The following is a 22238-nucleotide window of genomic DNA, read 5'->3' on the forward strand; positions in this document are numbered from 1 at the left end:
TCTCGGCGGTGATGCCCTCGTTCGCCTGCTTGAGCGACAGCGAGATCCGGCGCCGCTCCAGGTCGATGTCGATGACCCGGACGAAGATCTCGTCGTCGACGGTCACGACCTGCTCGGGGATCTCCACGTGCCGGCCGGCCAGCTCGGAAATGTGCACCAGGCCCTCGATGCCGTCGTAGACGCGAACGAACGCGCCGAACGGCACCAGCTTGGTGACCTTGCCCGGGACGACCTGGCCGATGGCGTGGGTCCGGGCGAAGTGCCGCCACGGATCCTCCTGGGTCGCCTTGAGCGACAGCGAGACCCGCTCGCGGTCCATGTCGACGTCCAGGACCTCGACGGTGACCTCCTGGCCGACCTCGACGACCTCGGACGGGTGGTCGATGTGCTTCCAGGACAGCTCGGAGACGTGCACCAGACCGTCGACGCCGCCCAGGTCCACGAACGCACCGAAGTTGACGATCGAGGAGACGACGCCCTTGCGGACCTGGCCCTTGCCCAGCTGGTTGAGGAACTCGCTGCGCACCTCGGACTGGGTCTGCTCGAGCCACTGGCGGCGGGACAGCACCACGTTGTTGCGGTTCTTGTCCAGCTCGATGATCTTGGCGTCCAGCTGGCGGCCGACGTACGGCTGCAGGTCGCGGACCCGCCGCATCTCGACCAGGGAGGCCGGCAGGAAGCCGCGCAGCCCGATGTCCAGGATCAAGCCGCCCTTGACGACCTCGATGACGGTGCCGGAGACGACGCCGTCCTCTTCCTTGATCTTCTCGATCGTGCCCCACGCGCGCTCGTACTGAGCCCGCTTCTTGGACAGGATGAGGCGGCCTTCCTTGTCCTCCTTCTGGAGAACCAGGGCCTCGACGTGCTCGCCGATCTCGACGACCTCGCTGGGGTCGACATCGTGCTTGATGGACAGCTCACGCGAGGGGATGACGCCCTCGGTCTTGTAGCCGATGTCGAGCAGGACCTCGTCGCGGTCGACCTTGACGATGGTGCCCTCGACGATGTCGCCATCGTTGAAGTACTTGATGGTGGAGTCGATGGCGGCGAGGAAGTCCTCAGCCGACCCGATGTCGTTGATGGCGACCTGCGGGACGGTGACGGTAGGGGTGGACATGTGCTGGGGTGCTCCGGACGGGTGGTGTCGGGATCCCTCGGGAAGCGCGGCCGGTGACGGCCGACGACCCGGCGCGGGATCTGCGGGTGTGCGGCACGCGGCGGATCCGTTCGCCGGGGTGACCTGCAACGACGCCCCAGGGAGTGCTCCCACTACTGCAAGGCGATGCTTTCGGTGATGACCTGACGAGTGCGGCCTGCTCCATTCCGAGACAGCACAGACCCACAACGCAGCATCCAGCGTACGCCATGACCACTCGATCGGGTAAATCCCCTCGGGGATCGCCGCCGGTCGGCCGCCGGGCGCACGGTCGATGCTGCACCATAGCGCGGTGGACGAGGACACACCCGTAGTCGAACCATTGGGCCCGACCCGGCCGCGGGTGCGTGCGGCGGACCAGGCCACCAGCCGGGCGGCCAATCTCCGCTGGTGGGACGCCGACGCCGACAACTATCACGCCGAGCACGGTGCGTTCCTCGGGGACGCGGATTTCGTGTGGTGTCCGGAGAACCTGCGCGAGGCCGACGCCGGACTGCTCGGCGAGGTGACCGGCCGGCGGATCGTCGAGATCGGCTGCGGGTCGGCGCCCTGTGCCCGGTATTTGCGCGTCCGCGGCGCCGAGGTGGTCGCGCTGGACCTGTCGGCCGGGATGCTCGCGCACGCCCGGGCGGCCGCCGCCCGCACCGCGATCGAGGTGCCCCTCGTCCAGGCCGACGCGTGCGAACTGCCGTTCGCCACGGGCTCGTTCGACGTGGCGTTCTCGGCGTTCGGCGCGATCCCGTTCGTCGCCGACTCCGCGCAACTGATGCGCGAGGTGGCCCGGGTGCTGCGGCCCGGTGGGCGCTGGGTGTTCGCCGTCAACCATCCGATGCGCTGGGCCTTCCCGGACGACCCGGGCCCGGCCGGCCTCACGGTGATCCAGTCCTACTTCGACCGGTCGCCCTACGTCGAGGTGGACGCCGCGGACGTGCCGGCATACGTCGAGCACCACCGGACGATGGGCGACCGCATCCGCGAATTGGTGGCCGCCGGATTCGTCGTGCAGGACGTGATCGAGCCGGAGTGGCCGGAAGGCTTCGAGCAGGAGTGGGGGCAGTGGTCACCGCTGCGCGGCGAGTACTTCCCTGGTACCGCGATCTTCGTCAGCCGACTGGCTGGCCACTGAACAATCCGGCTCCTCCGTCGCCGGCTTGGTGTCAGTGCCCGCCCATCAGTGCCGATAGTGGCCTCGCACGCTCGGCCAACGATGCTGACGGCGTCCCGGCTACCGCTGCTGGTAAGGGTTCTGCGGACCGCCGGGCTGCGGACCGCCGGGCCGCCCGCCGCCGAACTGCTGCGGCCCAGGGCCGCGCTGGATCTGGTTGGCCCAGGCCCGCAGCTCCTTGAGCTCGCGCTGGATCGGCCACTCCTTGTAGGCGAAGACCAGCAGCATGATCACGTTGACGATCGGCACGAACATGATCAGCACCCACCAGCCGGAGTAGCCGGCCTTGCTGATGATCTTGATGTACGCGATCAGGAAAACGATCCAGATGGCCAGGCCCAGCAGGCTGACCCCGACGATCGCGCCGACGCCCCAGGTGGACAGGTCATAGGTGGTGTTGTTCATGAGCCGACCTTCGCTTCCGGGACCTGCCACCGATTGCCGACACGGAGCGTAAGCGACATCGGCCGGCCCGGCGTGCCGACGCACGGAATGCGCGGCCCGTTCCGGCGACTCAGTGGGCGGCGGCATCCCAATTCGCCCCGGAGCCGACCGAGACCTCGAGCGGAACGGCCAGCGGATAGGCGCCGCCCATCTCCTGCTCGAGCACCGCGGCCATCGCGTCGAACTCGTCCTCGACGACCTCGCAGACGAGCTCGTCGTGCACCTGCAGCAACATCCGGCTGCGCAGACCTTCCCGTTCGATACGTCGCTGCACGTTGACCATGGCGACCTTGATGACGTCGGCCGCGCTGCCCTGGATCGGCGCGTTCAGCGCGATCCGCTCGGCCATCGCCCGCTTCTGCCGGTTGTCGCTGTTCAGGTCGGGCACGTACCGCCGCCGGCCGAAGATCGTCTCGGTGTACCCGTCCTTGCGGGCCTGGGCGACGGTGTCCCGCAGGTAGTCCCGCACGCCGCCGAACCGGGCGAAGTAGGCCTCCATCTGCTCCTTGGCGTCGTCGACCGAGATCTTCAGCTGCCCGGACAGGCCGTACGCGGACAGCCCGTAGGCCAAGCCGTAGGACATCGCCTTGATCCGGCGGCGCAGCTCCGGGGTGACCTCCTCGGCGGGCAACCCGAACGCGCGCATGGCGACGAACGTGTGCAGGTCCTCACCGGACCGGAACGCCTCGATCAGACCTTCGTCCTCGGAAAGGGTGGCCATGATCCGCATCTCGATCTGCGAGTAATCGGCGGTCAGCAACACGTCGGCATTCTTGCCGGGGATGAAGGCGCGGCGGATCAGCCGGCCCTCGTCGGTGCGGATCGGGATGTTCTGCAGGTTCGGCTCGGTGCTGGACAGCCGGCCGGTGGCCGCCACGGTCTGCTGGAAGGTGGTGTGGATGCGGCCGTCGTCGCCGACGGACTTGCGCAGCCCCTCGACGGTGACCTTGAGCCGGGTGACGTCACGGTGCCGGAGCAGGTGGGTGAGGAACGGGTGGCCGGTCTGCTCGTGCAGGCTGACCAGCGCGTCCGCGTCGGTGGTGTAGCCGGTCTTGGTGCGCTTGGTCTTGGGCATGCCGAGTTCGTCGAACAGCACGACCTGCAGTTGCTTGGGCGATCCGAGGTTCACCTCGCGGCCGATCTCGGCGTAGCAGGCCTGCGCCGCGCTGGTCACCTCGGCGGCAAAGGTGGACTGCAGGTCGTCGAGATAGTCGACATCGACCGCGATGCCGTCGCGCTCCATGACGCCGAGCACAGTCATCACCGGCAGTTCGATGTCCGCCAGCAGCGAGCGCTGCCCGAGCGAGTCGAGATGCTGTTCCAGCGCGTCGGCCAGGTCGATGATGGCGCGGGCTCGCACCATGTCCCGGGAGTCCTTTTCGGCCTCGGCGTTCTCGTTCTCCTCGGGGATGAGCGAGAGCTGCTGGCCGGCGTTGGTGCTGTGCTCCGGGTCCAGGGTGCGGTGCAGGTACCGCTGCACCAGGTCACCCAGGTCGAACGTCTGCTGGCCGGGCAGCGCCAGGTAGGCGGCGAGCGCGGTGTCGCAGGCGACGCCGTCGACCGGCCAGCCGCGGGCGACCAGGGCGTTGATCGCCGGTTTGAGGTCGTGCCCGACCTTGCGCGGGGTCGGGTCGGCGAACCACCGGGCCAGCGCCGCCTCGTCGTCCGGATCGGCACCGACGACGTCGATCACGGCCGCCTCGCCGTCGGCGGCGGCGAAGGCCAGGGTGTGCACGTCGCCACCGCCGGGCGCCCAGGTGCCGCGGACGACCACACCGACCCGGCCGGTGCCGTGTTCGTCCAGCCAGCCGCGGACCGCGCCGGGCGCCAGCCGGATGCCGGCGACGTCGAACCCTTCGGTGCTGGTCTCGTCGGCCTGTTCGAAGTACTCCAACAGCCGTTCGCGCAGCACCCGGAACTGCAGGTCGTCGAAGATCCGGTGCACGGCCTCCCGGTCGTAGGGCAGCCGGAGCAGGTCGGTGGCCGGGTCCGAGTCGACCGGCACCTCCCGGACCAGCTCGGTCAGCCGGCGGTTGGTCAGCACGTGCGGCAACGCCTCGCGCAGCGCGTCGCCGGCCTTGCCGCGCACCTCGTCGACCCGGTCGACCAGCGCGGTCAGGCTGCCGAACTCGCGGATCCACTTGGTCGCGGTCTTCTCCCCGACCCCGGGGATGCCCGGCAGATTGTCGGACGGGTCGCCGCGCAGCGCCGCGAAGTCCGGGTACTGCAAGGGCGTCAGCCCGTACTTGGCCTCCACCGCGGCCGGGGTGTACCGCGCCATCTCGGACACCCCACGCTGCAGGTACAGCAGCGTCACCTGGTCGGAGACCAGCTGCAATGCATCACGGTCGCCGGTGCAGATGCGCACGGGCAGACCCTCGGCCACGGCCCGGGTGGTCAGCGTGGCGATGATGTCGTCGGCCTCGTAGTTCTCCGCGGTGAGATACGGGATCCGCATCGCGGTCAGGACTTCCTTGATCAGGTCGACCTGACCGGCGAACTCCGACGGGGAGGTACTGCGGTTGGCCTTGTACTCGACGTATTCCTCGCGGCGCCAGGTCTGCCGGGACAGGTCGAAGGCGACTGCGACGTGCGTCGGATCCTCGTCCCGCAGCAGGTTGATCAGCATCGAGGTGAAGCCGTAGACCGCGTTGGTGGTCTGCCCGGTGGTGGTGGAGAAATTCTCCGGGGGCAGCGCGTAGAACGCCCGGTAGGCCAGCGAGTGGCCGTCCATCAGCAGCAGCACCCGCTCCTTGTCGGGGGCCTCGGTGAGAGGCGCGTCGGACTGATCTGCCGTCGGCCCTGTCGTCGCGGTGGTCACGGGGGCGAGTCTAGATTCAGGGTCCGACAGTGCCGTTCCCGCGCGCCCGACCCGACCTTGGAGAACGCATGACCGTGCCCCCCGGACCCGCCGGCACCCGGGCCATCGCCGCACTCGGCGAGGACCCCGACCCGGCCCACGTGCTCGCGATCCTGCATGAGATGCGGGGCGAACTCGCGGAGAAGATGGGCATCGAGATCACCGAGTTCACCCGCGACCGCGTGGTCGCCACGATGCCGGTGGCCGGCAACCGGCAGCCGTTCGGACTGCTGCACGGCGGCGCCAGCGCGGCGCTGGCCGAGACGATGGGCTCGTTCCACGGTTCACTCGTCGGTGCCGGCAAGGCGCCGCTGGGCATCGACCTCAACTGCACCCACCATCGGTCCGCCACCGACGGGTTCGTCACCGCGGTGTCCACCCCGAGCCACCTCGGTCGCACCATCTGCACCTTCGAGATCGTGATCAGCGATGAGACGGAGCGTCGGATCTGTTCCGCGCGGCTGACGGTGCTGCTGCGGGACCTCGGCGCCTAATTTCGAGTTGATCATGGCGAACTCTGCTCGACACGCCGACGACACGCCGGAACCCCGCAGACAACGCCATGATCAACTCGGGTCGGGGTCACTGACCCGGACTTTCGTCCACCTGTCCGAATTCCATCCACATTCCTCGGACGACTCTTGGGCACCGTGGCCGCGGGACACAGGCTGGGACGGTGCAAGCATCGTTCCCGGCCGACCCGGTCGACCCCGCCGGCGCCTGGTCGACCCGCGAGATCCGGGCTGACTCCCACTGGCGACAGGCCCGATCACGCATCGAGGACGGTCTGCTCGCCCACCCCTGGCGCGGGGCCTACTGCATCCCCGGCGCCGACCTGATCACCAGATTGACGGCGCTCCAGCTGGCCGTCCACACGCCGCTGCTGGCCTGTCACCAGACCGCCGCCGCCCTCCATGGATTCGGCGTCCTCGACGACGGACTCCTGCACGTCACCACGCCGGACGGTCGCTCGGTGCGCGGCCGCACGGGCGTCCGCCTCCATCAGTGGGTTCCCCGGGCGACCACCGCGGTGGCGCACGGGATCGGGGTGACGGCCGGCGCCGACACCGCGGTCGACGTGTCCGCGGCCGCCGCCGAGATCGACGTCCTGCCCGTCCTCGACGCCGCCCTCACCCATTGCGTCACCGACGACGACCTGGCCGAGGCCATCGCCAGCGCCAAGGGTCGCCGGGGCATCGCGGCCGTACGCCGGTGGAGCGAATTCGCCGACGGACGGTCTCAGTCACCGATGGAATCGCGAGCGCGGTACCGGCTGATCTCCGCCGGCCTTCCGGCCCCTGACCTGCAAATACAGGTCACCGTGCCCGGAGCCACCCGGTGGATCGACATGGGCTGGAAGCACGCCAAGGTGGGTTTGGAGTACGACGGCGAGGACTTCCACAGCGGCGACGGGAAACTCGCTCGGGATCGGCAACGGCACAACCAGCTGACCCGGGCGGGGTGGACCATGATCTACGCGACGGCCGCGGACATCTGGCGGAATCCGGACTACCTGATCGATCAGCTGCGCGGGCTGCTGTCCCGGGCGGCCTGACCCTCCCCTCTCCCCCGGGACCGCGCCCGTCCCGGCCCAGCCCGCCCCGCCCCGGCCCGTCCCGGCCCGCCCCGGAAAGTTGATCATGGCGATCTCTGCTCCGCGGTCGGCGTGTCGCCGGCGTGTCGAGCAGAGATCGCCATGATCAACTCGGATCGGGGCGCGCCAGGGGGTCAGTGATGCGCGGCCACGTACGGCACCGGCTCGGGCAGGCCGGCGCGCTGCCGGACCCCGCGGGCGAGCCGCTCGATCGAGGCCAGGGCACTCACCACATCGTCGGCGGACACCTCGAACGGCATGCTGTGGATGGTCTCGCCCGGCACCGTGGCGGCTTCGGCGATGGTCCGCAACGACTTCTCGTCGTCGGCCTTCAGCCCGACCTCGGTCAGCGTGGTCGGCAGCCCGACGCGGGTGGTGAACTCGATGAAGTCCTTGATGTCGGACGACGGCGCCCCCTCCATCACCAGTTGGGTGACCGAGCCGATGTTCACCTTCTGGCCGTGGGCCAGCCCGTGGGTGGCCTCGACCGCGGTGAGCCCGTTGTGGATGGCGTGCGCGGCAGCCAGGCCACCGGACTCGAAGCCCAGCCCGGAGAGCAGCGTGTTGGCCTCGATCACCTTCTCCACCGCCGGTGTCACCTGGTGGTCCTGCACCGCGTCGATCGCGTCGAGGGCATTGCCCCACAACACGTCCCAGCTCAGTTCGGCCAGCGCGGTGCCGGTGACCGTCGGCAGGCCCCCGGCCATGGTCTTGGAGTTGGACCGGGCGGTGGCCCGCGCTTCGAGCCAGGTGGCCAAGGCGTCGCCGACGCCGGCGATCAGCAACGAGACCGGCGCGTTGGCGACGATCTGTGAATCAACGAGCACCAGATCGGGGTTGCGCGGGAAGAAGCGGTACTCGGAGAACTCACCGGTGTCGGTGTAGATGACGGACAGCGCGGAGCAGGGCGCGTCGGTCGAGGCCACGGTCGGGGCATTGGCCCAGCGGATGCCGGCGATGAAGCCGGCGGCCTTGACCGCGTCGATGGTGCTGCCGCCGCCGATGGCGACCGCCACATCCGCACCGGTCCGCTTGATGACGCCGACCAGCCGGTCGACCTCCTTGGCGCTCGGCACGCCGTTGAAGACCTCGCGATGCAGCGGCAGTCCGGCCGCGCTCAGCGACGCCTCGACGTCGTGCCCGACCAGCCCCCAGACCAGGTCGTCGGCCACCACCAGCGGGGTGTCGCCGATCAGCTTCAGGTACTCCCCGAGCTGGGTGATCGCACCCTTCCCTTGCACATAACGGCCAGGACTGATGACGGTGCGGATCTTGCTCGCCATTGACTTCTCCCGTGTCGGCAGGCAGCCTCGCCCGGTTGGCAGGGCCACCGATGCCACCCTAGGAGCGGCGAGAGTGGTGCTTCACGAGCCGTTCTCAGTCTGCGAGAGAGCCCTTCGACTCTTGCAACGCGACTGCACCCCCGCGCCGCGCGCCAGCAGGGCCGGAACCAGGCGGCTACGGCACCGTCGAAAACCCGAGTTGACGAGCGGCCGCGGCCACTCGAAGGTCCCACGCGGCGATCACCAGGTCCGGCGCGACCGCCAGCGCGGAGGCAAGGTGCACCGCATCAGCCCCTCTCAGACCGTGCTCGACGCTGCTGTCGAAGTAGACGATGGCCACGATCGGCGTCAGCGACGCTGGTCGGAGACGAGGCGGGAGACGGCGCCGGCCGGCCGCACACGCTCGGCCCCGCGGGCGATCGCTCGACCACCCACGGGGCGACTCAGCACGCCCTGGTCGGTGAGGGTCTCGATCAACGACGCGGAGTAGATAGGAGCAAGGCGGGCGACCGGCGCACCCCGCTCGGTAATGACGACTTCCTCACCGGCTCGAACCCGGTCGAGCATCTGATTCCGGAGCCGGAGGCCGTCGAAGGGCACTCGGCGGGCGCGAGGTCGCAGTCCCGGGCCCGCGTCCGGACACCCCGGGGTCCGGCCCGGACTCACGCCACGCCGAGATAAGCCTCCTTGATGGCCGGGTCGGCCAGCAGTTCCTTACCGGGACCGGACTTGACCACCTCACCCGTTTCCAGGATGTAGCCGCGATGCGAGCGGGACAGCGCCTGCTGCGCGTTCTGCTCGACCAGCAGGATGGTCACGCCGGTGGCGTTGATGTCCGAGATGATCCGGAAGATCTGCTGGATCACCATGGGCGCCAGGCCCATCGACGGCTCGTCCAGCAGCAGCACCCGCGGCCGGGCCATCAACGCCCGGCCGATGGCGACCATCTGCTGCTCACCGCCCGACATGGTGCCGCCGACCTGGGTGCGCCGCTCGGCGAGCCGGGGGAAGAGCTCGAACACCTTGTCCAGAGTTTCCTGGTAGGCGGCCTTGGATTCGAATTTGCGCCCGTAGTGGCCCATGTCGAGGTTTTCCTGGACGGTCATCCCGGGGAACACCCCGCGGCCCTCAGGTGACTGCACGATCCCGGCGATCACCCGCTTGTAGGCCTTCAACCTGGTGATGTCCTGGCCGTCGAAAATGATCGTCCCGCGGGAGAGCGGACGGATCCCCGAGATGGCCCGCATCGTCGTCGTCTTGCCGGCGCCGTTGGCGCCGATCAGGGTGACCAGCTCACCCTCCTCGACCGAGATGGAGATACCGTGCAACGCCTCGATTCGCCCGTAGGCGACCGCCATGTCCTTGATCTCAAGCAGAGGCATCGTCGGGCACCCCCAGGTAGGCGGCGATAACCGCCGGGTTGTCACGGATCTCGGCCGGCACGCCCTCGGCGATCTTCTTGCCGAATTCCAGCACCACGATCCGATCGGTCACGCCCATCACCAGGCGCATGTCGTGCTCGATCAGCAGCACCGTGTACCCGTCCGAGCGGATCTTGCGGATCAGGTCCATCAGGGCGACCTTCTCGGCCGGGTTGAACCCGGCCGCCGGTTCGTCCAGGCAGAGCAGCTTCGGCTCGGTGGCCAACGCCCGGGCAATCTCGAGGCGACGCTGGTCGCCGTACGGCAGGTTGCGCGCCTTCTCGGTGGCCCGCGCCCCGATGCCGACGAACTCGAGCAGGGCCAGGCCGCGGTCGATCGCGTCGCGTTCCTCATGCCGGTGCCGGGGCAACCGGAAGGTGGCCCCGGGCACCGATGTCTTGTGCCGGGCGTCGGTGCCGACGACGACGTTCTCCAGCGCGGTCATCTCACCGAACAGCCGCACGTTCTGGAAGGTCCGCGCGATGCCCAGGCGGGTGATCTGGTTCCGCTTCAACTTGGCCATCACGTGGCCGTCGAACGTCACCGTGCCCGAGGTCGGCCGGTAGACGCCCGTCATGGCGTTGAAGCAGGTGGTCTTGCCGGCCCCGTTCGGGCCGATCAGTCCCAGGATCTCGCCGCGCCGGATGGTGAACGTCACCGAGTCCAGCGCGGTCAGGCCGCCGAACTTGACGGTGACCCCCTCCAGTTCGACGAGCGGCTCGCCGACCTCGGTCTCGATCTCCCGGGTCGGCGCGACGATCTCGGCGACGACCTCGGGGTCGGCCAGCTCCGGTGCCACGTCAGTGACGTCGACCGGCACCGCCTCGTCGAGGATCATCGGGCCGACCGGCTGGTCGAAGGCGTCCTCGGACGGGGCGCGGTACTCCTCGCCGACCTCGGCTCCCGCCTTGTAGCCGCCGGGGTCGTGCTCGGATTCCGAGTCCCTGCTCACTTGGTCACCTCCACCGGTGCGTTGGCCTCGTCATGTTGACGACGGCGCGCAGCCACGAACAGTTCACGGCCATAGGTGAGCAACTTCTGCCGTACCGGTAGCAGACCCTGCGGACGGAAGATCATCAGCACCATCAGCGCCAGGCCGAAGAAGAAGTACTTGTACTCGGCGATCGAGTCGCCGTCGATCGGGATGCCGAGGATCTCCGTCCGGCCGAGGAAGAAGTTCGGCAGGTACACGATGATGAACGCACCCAGAATGACGCCGAGCTTGTTGCCCTGCCCGCCGAGCACGACGGCGCACAGGAACAGCACCGAGTTGACGACGTTGAAGTTCGTCGGCACCACGAACTGCACCTGCCCGGCGTACAGGGCTCCGGACAGCCCGCCGATCGCGGCCCCGATGGTGAACGCCCAGAGCTTGAACTTGAACGTCGGCACGCCCATGATCTCGGCGGCGTCCTCGTCCTCGCGGATGGCGACCCACGCCCGACCGACGCGCGATCGCTCCAGGTTTCCGACGAACAGCAGCACGATGATGATCAACACGATGGACAGCCAGTACCACCAGACGCCGCTGTTGAGCGTCTTGCCGACGTTGCCGGCCGAGAAGACGCCGAGCGGGAACTCCTCGGTGGTACCGAAGCGCGGGTAGGCGACCTGCGACAGACCGCGACCGCCCCCGGTGATCTCCTCCAGATTGTCCGCGAGCAGCCGGACGATCTCGCCGAAACCGAGGGTGACGATGGCCAGGTAGTCGCCGCGCAGCCGCAGTGTCGGTGAGCCGAGAAGCAACCCGGAGAGCGCGGTGATACAGATCGCGATCGGCAGGCAGGCCAGCCAGGCCCAGTCCGAGGACAGCCAGCCACCCGGACCGGTCTGGTTCCACGGGCTGTTCGGGCTGGTCAACAGGGCGACCGTGTAGGCCCCGACCGCGTAGAACCCGACGTATCCGAGGTCGAGCAGGCCGGCCTGGCCGACCACCACGTTCAGTCCGATGGCGATCAGCGCGTACATGCCGAACTGGGCCATCACGCCGCCGAAGTTGGTGCCGACCGTGGTCAGCACCGGGACGTTCAGGATCGGCAGCAGCGCGATGAGCAGGATGAACGGCACCCCGAAGAGCCATTGCATGGGGCGCGACTGGGCGTTCCACCAGCTGCGGAAGGAGTCGCCGACGCCGGCCTTGGGCCGCGCATCGAAGGATGGGTTTGAACTCATGACGCCGCCCTTCCCAGGCGCCTCGCAGGCTCGACCGCCCAGGAGAGTGCGGACTCATGAACGTGCCGATGGCTCGCTCGGCAAGCCTCGCTCGTCATACCCGCGCCCTCCCCAAAGACTCGCCGAGGATGCCGGTCGGCCGGAACATCAGGATCAGGATCAGCAGGACGAAGGCCACGACGTCGCGCCAACCGGTGCCGAACAACACCTGACCGTAGTTCTCCATCACGCCCAGGATCAGGCCGCCGAGCAGCGCACCACGTAGGTTGCCGATGCCGCCCAGCACGGCCGCGCAGAACGCCTTGATGCCGAGGATGAAGCCACCCGAGTAGATGATGCCGTTGGGCACGCGCAGTGTGTAGAGGAGGGCCGCCGCACCGGCCAGGATGCCGCCGATCAGGAAGGTCAGGATGATGACCCGCTCCCGGCTCACGCCCATCAGGGTGGCGGTGGTCGGGTCCTGGGCGACGGCGCGGATGCCGCGGCCGAACTTCGTCCGGTTGACGAACATTAATGCACGAACTCCTGCAGGACGAACGAGGCGCCGATCGCGGTGATCAGGAAGACCAGGGAGGGTGCGTTCCGCTTGCGCAGCGGCCGGTAGGCGAGCCGTTCGAGGCCGACCGCGGCACCACCCGAGACCGCCATGCCGCCGATCATCGCGATGCCCAGGTAGATGATGGTCATCACGGTGCCCTCGTCGTACGCGTTCCCCGAGGGTGTGAAGCCGAGCAGCAGCAGCACGGCATACTGCCCGAACATACCGAGCATGAAGATCTCGGAATGGGCGAAGTTGATCAGCCGCAGGACGCCGTAGACCAGTGTGTAGCCGACCGCGACCAGGGCGTAGATCGAGCCGTAGGCGAGCCCATCGACGGTGAGCTGCCAGAAGAGATTGCCCAGCGCATCGACATTGAAGTTGATCGGTGGAGCGGCGGAAACCGAGAAAAAGGTCTGGGCAAGCGGACCCGTCATGGTGCTCCTTCGTGCACGACTCCGGAAACGCCGGAGCGGTCAGGCAACGCGCACAACCCCACCGAATCGACGGCCGGGGCTCGGTGAGCCGAACCCCGGCCGTCGTCCGGTGCTTGGAACCTACTGCACCTTGTACATCCAGATCGTGGAGGCAGCCAGTTCACCCTGGGCGTCCCACTTGTAATTGCGCGCCACGCCCTGGCCGTCGTAGTTCTTGACGTAGTCGATCAGGGCCGCCCGATCGGTGATCCCGGAATCGATGCCGGTGAGCATGATGGTGGTCAGGTCGTAACCCTCGACCGAGTACACACCCGGCGCCTGACCGGCCGACTTCTCATATGCGGTCGCGAACTCCGCGGGAGCGGGGCCGCACGGGCAGGACAGGAGTGCGTCCTTGGACGAAGCGCCGGCCTGGGCCACGAACTGCGGATCATTGGTTCCGTCGGCCGAGACGAAGGTTGCGGTCACACCGGCGTCGCGCAACTGCTGCACGAACGGCGCCGCTTCCGAGTAGTAGCCCGCGTAGAAGACGGCGTCCGGGGCGGCACCATTGACCAATTGCACCGTGGCGGAGAAGTCCTTGTCGCCGCCCTTGACGTTCGCGGCGCAGCTGGTGTCGGCCACGTCACCCAGACCGGAGATGATCTCCTTCGCCAGCCCGACACCGTAATCGGAGTTGTCCTGAACGACACAGACCTTCTTGTAGGCCAGCGTGTTCTTCATGTAGGCGGCGACCGAGGGGCCCTGGACCGCGTCGCTGGCCAGTCCGCGGAAGAAGTTCGTCCAGCCGTTCTTCGTCAGGTCCGCGTTCGTTGCCGACGAGGTCAGCGAGAGCAGGCCGGCCTGGTTGAAGATCTGTCCGGTCGCCTTGGTCTCGCCGGAGAACGCCGGGCCGAGCAGGCCGATGACATTGGCGTCGCCGATGATCTGCGGCGCCACCTGCGTCGCCTTCTGCGGATCGCCCTCGGTGTCGAACTGCTTGATCTGCACCTGGCAATTCGCGTTCGCCTGGTTGTGCTCGTCGGCGGCCATCTGCGCGCCCTTGAGGATGTTGATGCCGAGGGCGGCGTTGGGTCCGGTCAGCGCGCCGGCCATCGCGATGGTGGTGGTGGCCGGGCACGTCGCCGAACCACTTCCGGCCGGGCTGACGGGGGTCGACGCAGACCCCGCGCTGACCTCCTTGCCGGTCTTGTCGATCTGAACGTCGGGCTGGATCGCCAGAGCACCACCGCCACCGGCGGACGCACTGCCCGACGCCCCGGCCGATCCCGACGCCGCCGCACTCGTCGTGGATCCGCTGTCCGCCGACTTCGACCCACAGGCTGCCAACGTCAGGGCAGCCACTGCGGCCAACCCGACGACGGCCGTTCGCACCGAACGTCGATGCACGTGCCACCTCCGAAGATTCTGTTCGCCGGCCTAGGGTCCGGCTGTCTTAGATCAGCGCCGACGTCGCCAGCACGGGGGGAACGTATCCCACGATCGGCGCAGTACACGGTAACTACGAGCCCTCGTAACCAAAATGCGACTCGCGGTTCACAAGAAGCGCCCATCCAGGTCACACGCGGTCACCAAATTGACAGCAAGTTCGGCCGGCCGGCCGATGTCGTCATCCATCAGAGTCGACGAATTGTCCGGATCGTGACCGACACGACCGGAGCACCGGGAAATGCGCAGGACGAAGCCGACATGCGGAACGGCGACGCCGATGGACACCGACGCCGCCGCTGCGGCCCGACCCAGCTCGCTCAGCTCTTCGCCGACAGCCCCTCGAGCACCGCGTTGGCCACTGCCTGCATGGACGTGCGCCGGTCCATCGCGGTGCGCTGGATCCAGCGGAACGCCTCGGGCTCGGTCATCTTCTGGTGCGTCATCAGCAGCCCCTTGGCCCGGTCGATGATCTTGCGGGCCTCCAGCCGCTGGCTGATGTCGGCCACCTCGGCGCGCAGCGCGGAGGTCTCGGCGTACCGCGCAACGGCGAGTTCGATCGCCGGCAGCAGGTCGGCCTTCGAGAAGGGCTTGACCAGGTAGGCCATCGCCCCGGCGTCCCGGGCCCGCTCGATCAGCTCGCGCTGCGAGAACGCGGTCAGGATCACCACCGGCGCGATCTGCTCGCCGACGATCTCCGCGGCGGCGTCGATCCCGTCCTTCTTCGGCATCTTGACGTCCATGATCACCAGATCCGGACGTAGCTCGGTGGCCATCGTGACGGCCTGTTCCCCGTCAACGGCCTGGCCGACGACCTCGAATCCCTCCTCGGCGAGCATCTCGGACAGATCCAGCCTGATCAACGCCTCGTCCTCGGCGATGAGCACCCGCTTCGGCGCAGTCATCGGCCACCTCCCTCGCACGCCCGGCTGCCCCCGATCGGTCGCCGGTCCGGGGTCAGACTATCGGCCCCGGGTTACCAATGTGCGAACGAACGGGCGCCCCGAGCTGTGATGAGCACGCCTTTCGGCTCGGGCAACCGACATCGTTGTCAGTGGCCAAGGGCCGGTGACGAGGACAACCCGGACGCGGCGGGGCGGGCAGAACCGGTGCCCGGGCATCGCTACGATGGTGCTGCCCCGGTCACCGGGGCCTGCCCCCGTATCCCAATTGGCAGAGGAAGCGGATTCAAATCCCGCACAGTGTGAGTTCGAGTCTCACCGGGGGCACGCCACGAACCGTCCGGCATCGAGGCAGGTCAGCTGTGCGCAGGTCCGGCGTGGCCGTGGCGCTGATCGTCGCGGCGATCCTGGCCGGCCTGGGCCTGCTGGCCGGCATCGCCCCGAGCGCCGCCGAACCGAACAACGAGTTCGTCGCCTGCGGGCCGGCCCTGTTCGGCCGCCCCGACCCCCTCCCCGACCCGGCCTGCGCCGACGCCTATGCCCCGTTCGACACGGAGGCGATCGTGCTGCTCGCCCTGTTCGCGGCCGCCCTGGTCTTCCTGGTCTTGCTGGTGGCCAGCGCCGGCCGGTCCGCGAGGCTCGCGCGTCGGCGCCGGCTCGCCGCCGGCGGATGCCCGTCGGGACCACCGGACCCGGCAGCGGATCCCGGACCGCGGCTCACCCGCTGAGCCGGGCCGGGTCGACGGCATCCCGGACTCGCTGCTCGGCGGCCGGGCCGGGCTGGTCGAGCTGGCCGGGCCATTCGAGCTGGTCAGGCCGGTCGGGCCGGTCGGGCCGGTCGGGCCGGTCGGGCCGGTCCCTGTCATCGAAGGATCGCCGCAGCGCCGCGGCCGCGTCGGCGACGGCGGCCCGGCATCGCGCCGACAGGCCGATCATGTTGACGAACCCGTGCACCAGGTCCGGCTCCCGGCGCATCACCACCTGCACACCGGACTCGGCCAGTCGCCGGCCGAAGGCCTCCCCCTCGTCGCGGATCGGATCGAAGCCTGCGGTGATCAGGTGGGTCGGCGGCAACCCGGATAGGTCCTCGGCCAGCAGGATCGACGCCCGCGGATCGGCCCATTGCGCCTCCGACCGGATGTAGTGGTCGCGAAACCAGACGATGTCGCCGTCGGTCAGGAGGAACCCGTCGGCGAACAGGTCGCGGGACGCGGTCCGCCGGGTCGCGTCACAGGGTGGATAGAAGAGCAGCAGGCGGTCCGGGCCGGGTTCGCCGGCGCGGGCGGCCAGATGCGCGGTGACCACGGCCAGATTCGCCCCGGCGCTGTCCCCGCCGAGGGCGACCTTGCCCGGATCGGCCCCCAACGCGGCCGCCCGGGTTCGGGCGAACCGCAGGGCGGCGGACGCGTCGAGCACCGCGGCCGGGAACGGGTGCTCCGGTGCCAGCCGGTAGTCGACGGCCAGGATTCGCAGCCGTCCGCGGTCGGCCAGGAACCGGCAGACGGTGTCGTGGCTGTTCAGGCCCCCGGTGACCCAGCCGCCTCCGTGCAGGTAGACCAGCAGCGGCGAGCCCGTCGCCAGCCCGTTCGGGGTGAAGAGCCGGGCGGCCAACGGCGGCCCGGCGTCGTTCCGGTCGAGCACCACGGCGCGGCTCGTGACCGCACTCGGCGGCCGGCCGCCGACCAGGGCGGTGGCCGCGTCCAGATGCGCGCGGCGCCGCGGCACCGGCGCCGCCGGTGTGCCGGCCGTCGTCATCCGCTCGAGGCGCAGCAACAATTGCAGGTCCGGGTCGAGCGGCTCGCCGTCCACGACGATCGGTGCCCCGGCCAGCCTCCGCCGCGCCGCGGCCGGCAGCCCGCGGAACAGCAGCCGGATCCCCAGCTCCAGGCCCACGGTCGACCGCACCGCCGAAGCATAGGGCGGCCAGCTGTTCGCTGATCCTGCGACGCCACGTGGGGTCGGTCTGTCCGGTGCCCCGGCCGCCGGTTCGGGTCGCGCACTCCGGGCCGGGCGCTCACCTCGCGCTCGCATGGCAGGGCGCCCGGCCGCGCACTCGGGGCGCGCTCTCCGGGCAGGGCTGCCCGGTCGCGCACTGGATTGCCGAGCACGACGGGCTGATCAACTCGGCAGCCCGTGCCCGAATTGCCGGGCTTACCGCCGCGTTGATCAGCCCGGGCCAGCCGCGGCCGCCCACTCGCCGGACCAGCGGGCTCGGATCGGCGCGCGGGGTGCGGGCGATCGCCGGACCCTGACCCGAGACGCTGATCAACTCGGCAGCCCGTGCCCGAATTGCCGGGCTTACCGCCGCGTTGATCAGCCCGGGCCAGCCGCGGCCGCCCACTCGCCGGACCAGCGGGCTCGGATCGGCGCGCGGGGGGCGGGCGATCGCCGGACCCTGACCCGAGACGCTGATCAACTCGGCAGCCCGTGCCCGAATTGCCGGGCTTACCGCCGCGTTGATCAGCCCGGGCCAGCCGCAGCCGCCCACTCGCCGGACCAGCGGGCTCGGATCGGCGCGCGGGCGCACCCCAGGCGGGCGCACTCCGAGTAGGCCGGCGCACTGGGGCCTGCGCACTCGGGGCGAGCACGCCCCGGGACCGGCGTCAGGAAGGGTCGGCGCGGTGCGACTCAGCCGGTGAGCAGCGTCGGGCGGTAGACCAGGGCACGACCCGGCGCGCTCGCCTGGCAGGTCAACCAGGCCGGATCGGCCCGCTGCACGTCGACCGCCACCACGATCGGCTCCCCCGCCACGGACACCGTGACCACGACGCGGTCCTCGACCCGCCGGTCCACGGCCTTCACCGTCACCTCGCGCCAGATCGACGTCGGCGACAGCTGGTGAGCCAACTGGAGCGCGGCCTGCTCGGCCGAGGAGAAGCCGACCCGCCCGCGCAGGGCGACGGGGTCGACCCTCCCCCGATCGGTCAGCTCGATCAGTCGTCCGGCCTCGTCGGGCTGCACCCGGCCGTAGAGCAGCCCCGCCGGCAAGACCAGCAGGTTCGCCGCGAATCGGTCGCCACCGACGTGACTGCATTCCCAGACCTGCCCGGGCCGGCGGGCCTGGAGCTGCGCGGCCACCGGGCGGCCACGGATTGCACAGCACGCGTCATGCGTCCCGTGCGCGCAGACCAGGTACAGCGGTTCGGCCGGTCCGCCTGCCCCGGGGGCATTGAGTACAGCGGGGATGTCGACGTCGAGCAACTGCAGGTCGTCGTCGAACCGGCCCCAGACGATCCGCTCGCGTCCCGGTCGGCAGTCGACCGCCGCCCATCGCCGCGGGCCGTCCGGCTGGTAGCGACCCGGCCGCCGGATAGCCACCACCCGGACCCCGCGCGCCTCCAACCGGGCCACCAGCAGGTGGGCGACGGCGGTGTCGAACCGCGAGGCGAGCAGCCCGGTCCGACCCCACGGGCCGGGCTGTTCCACCAGCAGCAACCGATCGGCCGGAAAGGCGCTGCCGATCATCGGGTCACCGCGGAGGGTCGCCTGGACCGAGCAACGCTCGATCCAGTTGTCGGCCTCGGTCACCGGCTCAGGGACCGTCTGCGGTCGGGCCGGTCGGCACCACGATGCCCTCGCGAAGCAGCCGGCGGGCGACGACGAGCTGCTCGTCCGGATCCAGATTGGGCAGGATCTCCGGGGCGAACGCCTTGCCGGACAGCGCGACCAGCAGCGCGGCGTGCGTCTGGTCCGGCCAGGTCATCGTCGAATCGATGAGGTCCAGAACCCAGGCATCGTCCCGCTGCCGGAGCCGCGGCCGTAAGCCCGGCCGCAGCACCAATCGGGTGTCCGGGCCCAGTGCGGCAACCGCGGCCAGCTGGGCCAGCGGCGCGATCGGTGCCGGTCGGGTCTGTCCGGTCTGCTGCCGGCCGACCCGCCGAGCCGCCGCGTGGTACTGATCGGGACCGACCTGCTCGAGTCGAGCGGCCAACCGCTCCGCAGCGGTCCGTAAGTACCGGGCCATCGCATCGACGTCGGTGACGTCGACGCCCAGCGGCAGGGAGCGGCGCAATTCCCGGTCGCCCTCGGCCGCCGCCACGAGCTCGCGAGCCAGGTCGTAGCCGGTGAGCGGGTGCACTCCGATGGTCAGGTGAATCGTCAGCTCACCCTGCGCAACGGCCGAGTGCAGGAAGCCACGCGGCAGGTACAGCGCGTCCCCGGGTTCGATCAGCGTGTCGATCAGCGGCCGCTCGGCCGCCCGGGCCTGCACCTCATCCCGCCGGAGGTCCCAGGTCTGGTGTGGCAGGGGGTCGGGCAGCACGGGTTCGTGGATCCGCCAGCGTTTGCTGCCGGCGATCTGCAACACGAACACGTCGTGGGTGTCGTAGTGAGCGGCGAAGCCCTGATTCTGCGGCGGCGTGATGTAGGCGTTGATCTGCACCGGGTGACCTAGTTCGGCGGCCAGGTCACTGCCGAACCGGACCAGCGGCGGCCATGATCGGTGCAGGGCCTGCAGCACCAGGGTGGCCCCGCCGGCCAGCTGACCGAGCACCTTGTCGTCGGCGACCTGATCGGTGATCGTCGCGCCCGCTCCCCCGCCGCGGGTGAACGTCGATGACGCGAGCACGGACCCGTTCTTGGCCATCCGCAGGAACGGGGTGCGCAACCCGCGTTCGGACACCAACTCGTCGACCGCGGCGGCCGAGAACAGGTCGGCGAAGTCGCCCGGCCCGGTGCCGGCCTTGGTCACCAGGGGCCGCTCAGACCAGTACTGCCGGGCGAACTCATCCTCGGCAATTCCGATGCACCGCCGCAGCGCCGGGGTCGCGCCCTGACGTAGGGGGCGTCCGGTGGTCCCGGACGCCCCCAATGGTTCAGAACCTGGCATCAGCCGGCGCCACCATCAGCCCCGCCGTCCGCGCCACCATCAGCCCCGCCGTCCGCGCCACCATCAGCCCCGCCGTCCGCGCCACCATCAGCCCCGCCGTCGGCGCCACCATCAGCCCCGCCGTCGTGCACACCCGGAACGCCGGCCGCGCCGCCATCCGCGGGCCCTTCGGCGCCGCTGTCCGCGCCTCCATCGGCGCCGCTGTCCGCGCCTCCATCAGCGCCACCGTCCGCCCCGCCATCGGCACCACCATCAGCGCCACCGTCGTGCACACCCGGAACGCCTCCCGCGCCACCGTCCGCCGGGCCCTCCGTCGCCGTGCCGCCGGTGGTGATGTCCTCGTCGCTCAGACCCATCGTCCGCTCCTCACGCTGATCGTCCGGCGAACCCCCACGGCCCGCAGACTCCGCCGGTCCCAGTACCCGGAACCGCGCCCCGGTAACGCTACTGATCACCTTGATCGCCGGCGACCCGGCCGGACGTCGGCTCGCCGACGAGGTACCGGACCTGTGCGGCGACGTCCACCAGCTCCGCGTCCGGCCGGACCGGCTCGCCCTGGGCTGTCCCGGGAACCTCGACGAGTTCCACCCAGCTGCGGCAGCCGCTGTACTCGTCCCGCATCGGCAATCGGACGGGCGGGACCAGCGGCCGCACCGACACCACGACTGCGGTCAGCCGGCGCTTGGGCCGGAAGTCGATCCGGTTCGCTTGCACGGAGGCGGTGGTCCAGATGTGGAAGGGCTCGAGCGCAGCGATGTTCTCGGGCCGGGCCACCTCGATCGCCTCGACCACCGATGCCGATGCCCGCACCACGACGGCCTGATCGGCGACGTCGGCCGCGCCCAGCGGCAGCAGGTCGGCGTGCTCCGGCCGGGTGGCGTCGGCGTGGCTGTGCGCCACCGTCGGGTACAGCAGGAACTCCGAACCCTCGAGCAGAAAACGCTTCTCGTGGATGCCACCCTTGCGCAGCAGCACCGTCTGGCGGCCCTGCAGCAGGGCGTGCACCGCCGCCCCCCACTCCTTCAGGGCGAGTTCCGCACCCACCGGTTCGCCCGTGGGCCCCGTCACCGCAACCGGACCAGGCCCTCCTGCACCACGGTGGCCAGCATGCGACCGTCCCGGGCGTAGAAGTGGCCGGTACCCAGGCCGCGAGCCCCGGACGCGCTGGGCGAGATGGTGTCGTACAACAGCCATTCGTCGACGCGGAACGGCCGATGGAACCACATCGCATGGTCCAGCGAGGCCACCTGGATGTTGTCGTGGTCGAAGGACAGGGCGTGCGTCTTGAGCACCGAGTACAGCAGCGTCAGGTCCGAGAGGTAGGCCAGCAGGCACACGTGCAGCAGATCGTCGTCGGGCAGGACGCCGTCGGTGCGGAACCACACCCGGCTGTGCGCACCGATCTGCGGGCCGGTCAGCCGGGATTCCCACGGCGGGTCGTCGACGTATCGAACGTCGAACGGCCGCGGGATCTGGCCCCAGACGGCCATGCTCTCCTTGAACGGCGCGATCCGTTCGGCGTAGGTGGGCAGCGACTCCGGCGGCGGCACCGTCGGCATCGATTCGGCGTGGTCCACGCCGGGCTCATCGACCTGGAATGACGCCGACATGGTGAAGATCGGCTTGCCGCGCTGGATGGCCACCACCCGCCGGGTGGTGAAGGACAGCCCGTCCCGCGCGCGATCGACCTGGTAGATGATCGGCTGGCGCGGGTTCCCCGGCCGCAGGAAGTAGGCGTGCAGCGAATGCACCCGGCGTTCGCTGGGGACGGTCCGACCGGCGGCGGTGAGCGCCTGCGCCGCCACCTGGCCGCCGAACACCCGCACCGGCGATTTCTCCGGGGAGACACCGCGATAGAGGTTGTCCTCGATCCGCTCCAGGTTCAGCAGCTCGACCAGGGCGTCGACGACGGCCTGGCCGCGTGGGACACCGTCGGTGTCCAGGGTGCTCTTCTCGATCGCTTCTTCGGACACCGGCCCATTCTCCAACGGAGCCGTCGGCGGCCGCTCG

22 protein-coding genes, 1 tRNA gene and 1 pseudogene are annotated in these 22238 nt (G+C 69.8%); 5 read left to right on the top strand and 19 right to left on the bottom strand.

The features are described 5' to 3' along the window. The coding region (gene rpsA / locus ACILSK_RS08320) for a 30S ribosomal protein S1 (RefSeq protein ID WP_395726687.1) at positions 1–1117 on the bottom strand (1117 nt) is incomplete at its 3' end. Positions 1118–1430: 313 nt separating this feature from the next. Between rpsA and ACILSK_RS08325 the strand changes: the two genes are divergently transcribed. Then, entirely contained in the window at positions 1431–2282 is an 852-nt protein-coding gene (locus ACILSK_RS08325; protein WP_395726688.1) for a class I SAM-dependent methyltransferase, read from the top strand. A gap of 99 nt (positions 2283–2381) precedes the next feature. On the opposite strand, the gene ACILSK_RS08330 is transcribed toward ACILSK_RS08325, so the two are convergent. Then, positions 2382–2726: a hypothetical protein gene (locus ACILSK_RS08330; RefSeq protein ID WP_395726689.1), complete on the bottom strand. Its 345-nt coding sequence runs from the start codon at positions 2724–2726 to the stop codon at positions 2382–2384. A gap of 109 nt (positions 2727–2835) precedes the next feature. After that, positions 2836–5499 carry a DNA polymerase I gene (gene polA, locus ACILSK_RS08335; RefSeq protein WP_395726901.1) on the bottom strand — a complete coding sequence of 888 codons (2664 nt, stop codon included), beginning with the start codon at positions 5497–5499 and terminating at the stop codon, positions 2836–2838. Positions 5500–5654: 155 nt separating this feature from the next. On the opposite strand from polA, the gene ACILSK_RS08340 reads away from it, so the two are divergent. Both ACILSK_RS08340 and ACILSK_RS08345 read left to right on the top strand, forming a co-directional pair. After that, positions 5655–6119 (top strand): hotdog fold thioesterase, encoded by a 465-nt coding sequence (locus ACILSK_RS08340; protein WP_395726690.1) that lies wholly within the window; start codon positions 5655–5657, stop codon positions 6117–6119. Positions 6120–6301: 182 nt separating this feature from the next. Next, the gene (locus ACILSK_RS08345; protein WP_395726691.1) at positions 6302–7180 is read left to right on the top strand and encodes a hypothetical protein; all 879 of its coding nucleotides are present in this window, start codon (positions 6302–6304) and stop codon (positions 7178–7180) included. A gap of 173 nt (positions 7181–7353) precedes the next feature. Here the strand turns inward: ACILSK_RS08345 and ACILSK_RS08350 are convergent, their stop codons facing one another. The 10 genes and pseudogenes from ACILSK_RS08350 to ACILSK_RS08395 form a co-directional block, all read right to left on the bottom strand. Beyond that, entirely contained in the window at positions 7354–8502 is a 1149-nt protein-coding gene (locus tag ACILSK_RS08350; RefSeq protein ID WP_395726692.1) for a glycerol dehydrogenase, read from the bottom strand. A gap of 175 nt (positions 8503–8677) precedes the next feature. Continuing rightward, positions 8678–8842: a hypothetical protein gene (locus tag ACILSK_RS08355; RefSeq protein WP_395726693.1), complete on the bottom strand. Its 165-nt coding sequence runs from the start codon at positions 8840–8842 to the stop codon at positions 8678–8680. An 8-nt stretch (positions 8843–8850) separates the two neighbouring features. Beyond that, positions 8851–9069, bottom strand: a complete 219-nt coding sequence (locus ACILSK_RS08360; protein ID WP_395726694.1) for a type II toxin-antitoxin system Phd/YefM family antitoxin — start codon at positions 9067–9069, stop codon at positions 8851–8853. Positions 9070–9164: 95 nt separating this feature from the next. Then, positions 9165–9884: an ABC transporter ATP-binding protein gene (locus ACILSK_RS08365; protein WP_395726695.1), complete on the bottom strand. Its 720-nt coding sequence runs from the start codon at positions 9882–9884 to the stop codon at positions 9165–9167. Continuing rightward, positions 9871–10761, bottom strand: a complete 891-nt coding sequence (locus ACILSK_RS08370) for an ABC transporter ATP-binding protein (RefSeq protein WP_395726902.1) — start codon at positions 10759–10761, stop codon at positions 9871–9873. Before ACILSK_RS08370 ends, ACILSK_RS08365 begins: the two co-directional genes overlap by 14 nt. A gap of 110 nt (positions 10762–10871) precedes the next feature. Further along, a complete protein-coding gene (locus ACILSK_RS08375; protein ID WP_395726696.1) occupies positions 10872–12095 on the bottom strand; it encodes a branched-chain amino acid ABC transporter permease in 1224 nt (407 codons plus the stop codon). A gap of 94 nt (positions 12096–12189) precedes the next feature. Further along, positions 12190–13070 (bottom strand): annotated as a pseudogene (locus ACILSK_RS08380) (branched-chain amino acid ABC transporter permease). A gap of 120 nt (positions 13071–13190) precedes the next feature. Next, complete coding sequence (locus tag ACILSK_RS08385; protein ID WP_395726697.1) at positions 13191–14444, bottom strand: branched-chain amino acid ABC transporter substrate-binding protein; 1254 nt, start codon at positions 14442–14444, stop codon at positions 13191–13193. 162 nt (positions 14445–14606) lie between these two features. After that, positions 14607–14786, bottom strand: coding sequence for a hypothetical protein (locus ACILSK_RS08390; protein WP_395726698.1), 180 nt, complete (start codon positions 14784–14786; stop codon positions 14607–14609). Between the two features lie 32 nt (positions 14787–14818). Continuing rightward, positions 14819–15403 carry an ANTAR domain-containing response regulator gene (locus tag ACILSK_RS08395; protein WP_395726699.1) on the bottom strand — a complete coding sequence of 195 codons (585 nt, stop codon included), beginning with the start codon at positions 15401–15403 and terminating at the stop codon, positions 14819–14821. A gap of 250 nt (positions 15404–15653) precedes the next feature. Here ACILSK_RS08395 and ACILSK_RS08400 point away from each other — a divergent pair. Both ACILSK_RS08400 and ACILSK_RS08405 read left to right on the top strand, forming a co-directional pair. Further along, positions 15654–15727, top strand: a tRNA-Leu gene (locus ACILSK_RS08400). A 50-nt stretch (positions 15728–15777) separates the two neighbouring features. Then, positions 15778–16128, top strand: a complete 351-nt coding sequence (locus ACILSK_RS08405; RefSeq protein WP_395726700.1) for a hypothetical protein — start codon at positions 15778–15780, stop codon at positions 16126–16128. On the opposite strand, the gene ACILSK_RS08410 is transcribed toward ACILSK_RS08405, so the two are convergent. The 6 genes from ACILSK_RS08410 to tesB form a co-directional block, all read right to left on the bottom strand. Further along, positions 16118–17305, bottom strand: coding sequence for an alpha/beta hydrolase (locus ACILSK_RS08410; RefSeq protein ID WP_395726701.1), 1188 nt, complete (start codon positions 17303–17305; stop codon positions 16118–16120). The genes ACILSK_RS08405 and ACILSK_RS08410 overlap by 11 nt on opposite strands. Positions 17306–18028: 723 nt before the next feature. After that, complete coding sequence (locus tag ACILSK_RS08415) at positions 18029–18928, bottom strand: sucrase ferredoxin (RefSeq protein ID WP_395726702.1); 900 nt, start codon at positions 18926–18928, stop codon at positions 18029–18031. A 4-nt stretch (positions 18929–18932) separates the two neighbouring features. After that, positions 18933–20090, bottom strand: coding sequence for a cupin domain-containing protein (locus ACILSK_RS08420; RefSeq protein ID WP_395726703.1), 1158 nt, complete (start codon positions 20088–20090; stop codon positions 18933–18935). 124 nt (positions 20091–20214) lie between these two features. Continuing rightward, on the bottom strand, positions 20215–20481 hold the full coding sequence (locus ACILSK_RS08425) for a hypothetical protein (RefSeq protein ID WP_395726704.1): 267 nt from the start codon (positions 20479–20481) through the stop codon (positions 20215–20217). A 191-nt stretch (positions 20482–20672) separates the two neighbouring features. Continuing rightward, entirely contained in the window at positions 20673–21296 is a 624-nt protein-coding gene (locus ACILSK_RS08430; protein ID WP_395726705.1) for a DUF1802 family protein, read from the bottom strand. Next, positions 21293–22201, bottom strand: coding sequence for an acyl-CoA thioesterase II (gene tesB, locus ACILSK_RS08435; RefSeq protein ID WP_395726706.1), 909 nt, complete (start codon positions 22199–22201; stop codon positions 21293–21295). Before tesB ends, ACILSK_RS08430 begins: the two co-directional genes overlap by 4 nt. Positions 22202–22238 lie beyond the last annotated feature (37 nt).

Origin of the sequence: Nakamurella sp., assembly GCF_044224575.1 — a bacterium.
Classification (GTDB): domain Bacteria; phylum Actinomycetota; class Actinomycetes; order Mycobacteriales; family Nakamurellaceae; genus Nakamurella.